The following is a 3,960-nucleotide window of genomic DNA, read 5'->3' as shown; positions in this document are numbered from 1 at the left end:
GCATAAAGACAAAAAAAAAGATATAAACGCTGCCTCAGACATTCCCAAAAAAATGAAACTTAATTTTGATAATATCGGCTATTCAGATGCTTTCAATAAGGATGATTTAACGAAGATTGAAGGATTGAGCCCTTTTATTGAAGACAAACTCAATCAGTTGGGCATTTATTCATACAATCAAATAAGCAGGTTCACAAAAGAAGACGTTGAAACAATCACGCATTTAATTGAATATTTTCCGGGAAGGATAGAACGCGACAATTGGGTGGGTCAGGCCAAAACACTGGAAAAGAAAAAAGCCACTCACGCGGAGTAGCTTTTATTAACTGAATCTAATTTTTAATTAGTTATTGCCTAAAATAATGGGCATACCTGATTCTCCACCGCCAATCACAACAACTTTAGCATTTGGTGACTTTGAAAGTTCAAGTGTAGCCTGAATTCCTTTTTCCTGAAGGATTTTATCAGTCAAAGAGGCACTTAGAATTCTGTTGGCTGTAGCTTTACCTTCAGCATCAATTCGTTGTCTTTCTGCTTCTTGTTCTGCTTTTTGCAGTCTGAATTCATACTCCAAGGCTTCCTGTTCCTGGCTCAACTTTCTTTCAATTGCTTCTTTGATTGTGGGGGGCAATTTCACATCTCTTACAAGTACTTCATTCAACTGAACAAACTGTCCTTCAAGTAAACGGTTGGTTTCTGTGTAAATTTCAGTTTGAATGGCATCTCTTTTACTTGAATAGAGTTGCTCCGGGGTATAACGCCCCACTACACTTCTTGCCGCAGAACGAATCGCCGGCTGTAATACACGCTGCACATAGGTTTCACCTTTTTGCTGGTAAAGATTGGCAAGGTTTTCATATTCCGGCTGAAACCAAATGGAAGCATCAATTCTAATATCCAAGCCGTTTGAAGAAAGTGCTTCAATTTTTTCTGAAAGTTCCTGTTGTCTTACTTCAAAAATAGTCACACTATTCCAGGGAGCAACAATATGAAACCCTTCTCCAAGAGCTGGTTTGTCTGTTACCACACCATCTGCTAGAGGCTTGTATAAAACACCGGCATTACCGGCACCAATAGTTACTATTGATCGTGTTAAAAAGATTATTGCTACGATAATAATGATAATTAAAGGCAATCCAATTTTTGGCATTTTTTCCATTTTATTAAATATTTAGGTTTTTGAAATTAAATTTTGATTTTTGGAAAACTAAATCAAACCGTGATACTTTCTGCTAAACCACTCTGTGGCAAGTAATATAACCAACAGAAACAGCAGTGTTTTCCAATCGAGCAAAGTTACGGTTTTTTGTTCACTTTTTTGAACAATTGCATAACTGTTATTGGTAAGCAAGTCGTTTTCTATATCAGAAAAATCCGAAGCGAAATAGGACTGTCCACCTGTTGCGCTTGCAACTCGGCTGAGTTTAGCTGCATTGGCATTTAGAAATTGCCTTTCTACATTGAATTCGATAATGCTAAAATTACCGGAAGCACTCAATGGCTCATCAACCACCGAAACTGTATAAGTATAATCCCCGGCAGGCAAACTGCTCAGGTTGACTTCATAAAAATTGGTTTTCAGCAGTAACGGAAAAGTGTATTGTTGCTCTGTCTCCTGATTTTTTAACGAAATGGTCAAAGACGCAGTATTGTTGAACACATAATTTCTATCAAAATACTGAGCTGATATTTTTACATCGCCGCTATTGTAATAAAATGACTCCGATTTAACCTCTAATCTTGACTTTCTTTGATTGGACGAAAGGTATTGCACCAAACTGCTCATAAAGTCATCAAACGGCTTAAAACTGTTGTTTCTTACATACGCATTGGCCCGCCAACGCCAAATTCCTTCCGCATCGAGGATGGCTTGTCTTCGGTTGTTTTCTTCGAAAGTAGCCAGCAATGGATTTTCGGTAAATATTCCTAATATACTTTGATATAACATCACGTCGTGAGGTACATTTATTTTCAGGTCACCCAAAGTGGTTTCCAGCGGCGGAAAATTGCCAAAACCAATATCTTCCATAGAAAACTGCCCGTAACTTGGGTTCAAATGTCCCTGAACCTGCTCACGGCTGTAGGCTTGTTTACCAAATATATTTTGCTTTCCATTTAAAAACATCCAGTTGGTTGACGGACCTAAAATCCAAAGGGTATTTTGGTTGGATTGTTCCAGCTTATCAATAACTCCCGAAAAACGGTTGCTGGGTTGGTAAAGAATCACCAATTGAAAATCGTCTATCCTATTGACTGCGTTTTCAGGAGTGTCCATTTCAAACTTGCGTTGCTCGTTACTGGTGATGGATTTTTTGAGCGCGCCCTGATCGGGATGCACTATATCACTCACTAAAAGCACATTGGTGGACTGATCAATCACTTCTACGGCAAAAAAACGGGTGTTGTTTTCTATGTTTTTTTCATTTTCAAGCGGCCTGATTTCGGCTGTAAAGCGCTGTACTCCCACCTGATTGGCCGGCAGATTAAAATTCAACACTTTTGAGTTTTCGCGGTCGCTGAAGGTTACATTTTCCTGATACAAAGTACTGTTGCCCTGTCTTATAGTAAATACTGAATTTTCAATTTCATCACCTGTATAAGAAACAAAAACCTCTACAGGAAATTCGTTTTTTAAATAGGCATAACGATTTACATTGATTTGGTTGATGGCCAAATCTTTGTAAACAATGGTATCGCCCAATATAATGGAATAGACCGGCTGTTGGCTTTTTTGGGCCGTAAATTCATAATCGGTACCCAGGGTTTGGTTGCCATCAGTTACTAATATGATAGGTGCCGTACTGTTTTTGTAAATTTCGTTAAGCGACTGAAGCGGTTGGGAAATATTGGTTTGAAGTTCGCTGAAATTCAGTGAATCCATCCTGCTCAATTCCTTTCCAAAGTTGTAAAATGACACGTCAAAACGGTTGTTGAGGGCTTCGCTGTTTTGAATAAAATCTATAAACTCATTGACTTCCATTTCCCTTTCCAAATAACTGACTGACTGCGAATTGTCAACAGCTATGGCAAGTGTGGGTTTAACATCAAAATAAGTGTTTTGATAAAATTTAGGATTGAACAAAAGCAGTATCAAAACAAAAACGGTAAGAAATCTCAGAATTCCAAAAAACCAGCGCAGACGGGTGTTTAGTTTGGATTTATAACCATAAAAGAAAAATGCTACTGCTATCGCAACAATGGTTGTAAAGATTATATAGAGCAAAGCGTTTTCATACATAATTATTTATTTCAAATTTTTTATGTCAAATGTCAAATGTCAAATTTGAAATAACACATTTGAAATTTGAAATGCAATTAAGTTAACATTCCGCCATCTACGTTAAGCACTTGTCCCGTGATGTAGGCTGACATATCACTGGCAAGGAACACACAGGCGTTGGCGATATCTTCAGGAGTCCCTCCCCTTTTTAATGGAATGGCGTCCCTCCAGCCCTGAACGGTGGCTTCGTCGAGTTTTCCGGTCATTTCAGTTTCAATAAAGCCAGGCGCAATGGCGTTGCAACGAATGTCACGCGAACCCAACTCCAAAGCTACCGACTTGGTAAATCCAAGAATACCGGCTTTTGAGGCCGCATAATTGGTTTGCCCGGCATTGCCTTTCACTCCCACTACAGAACTCATATTGATGATCGAGCCTTTGCGCTGCTTAAGCATAGTGCGTTGCACGGCTTTGGTCATATTAAACACAGACTTTAAGTTCACCTCAATCACCTTGTCAAAATCTTCTTCGGTAATGCGCATCAACAGGTTGTCTTTGGTGATACCGGCATTGTTGACTAAGATATCAATACTTCCAAATTCCTTGACCACTTCCTCGGCCAGTTCCTGTGCCTGTTGGTAATTTGCAGCGTCGCTTTTATAGGCTTTGGCTTTTATGCCTTCTTTTTCGAGTTCGCTTTGCAATGTTAGCGCGGCTTCTTCAGACGAGCTGTATGTAAA

At 39.1% G+C, this 3,960-nt stretch carries 4 protein-coding genes; 1 reads left to right on the top strand and 3 read right to left on the bottom strand.

Annotation, left to right across the window (positions count from 1 at the left end; genetic code table 11):
* A partial coding sequence (locus tag AC6F75_RS10215; RefSeq protein ID WP_500714923.1) for a helix-hairpin-helix domain-containing protein occupies positions 1-316 on the top strand: 316 nt, incomplete at its 5' end.
* Between the two features lie 27 nt (positions 317-343).
* Here AC6F75_RS10215 and AC6F75_RS10210 read toward each other — a convergent pair.
* The 3 genes from AC6F75_RS10210 to fabG all read right to left on the bottom strand — a co-directional run.
* Entirely contained in the window at positions 344-1,159 is an 816-nt protein-coding gene (locus AC6F75_RS10210) for an SPFH domain-containing protein (RefSeq protein ID WP_500714922.1), read from the bottom strand.
* 48 nt (positions 1,160-1,207) lie between these two features.
* On the bottom strand, positions 1,208-3,238 hold the full coding sequence (locus tag AC6F75_RS10205; protein ID WP_500714921.1) for a VWA domain-containing protein: 2,031 nt from the start codon (positions 3,236-3,238) through the stop codon (positions 1,208-1,210).
* A gap of 77 nt (positions 3,239-3,315) precedes the next feature.
* On the bottom strand, positions 3,316-3,960 hold a 645-nt coding region (gene fabG, locus AC6F75_RS10200; protein WP_500714920.1), incomplete at its 5' end, for a 3-oxoacyl-[acyl-carrier-protein] reductase.

The sequence above is a fragment of the Planktosalinus sp. genome (assembly GCF_059864935.1).
Note: the sequence above shows the minus strand (reverse complement) of the source record. Positions and strands in the feature narration are given on the sequence as shown.

Coding starts and splice junctions, on each gene's coding strand:
- AC6F75_RS10205 (WP_500714921.1), bottom strand. CDS start 3,238: ATGTATGAAAACGCTTTGCTCTATATAATCTTTACAACCATTGTTGCG.
- AC6F75_RS10210 (WP_500714922.1), bottom strand. CDS start 1,159: ATGGAAAAAATGCCAAAAATTGGATTGCCTTTAATTATCATTATTATC.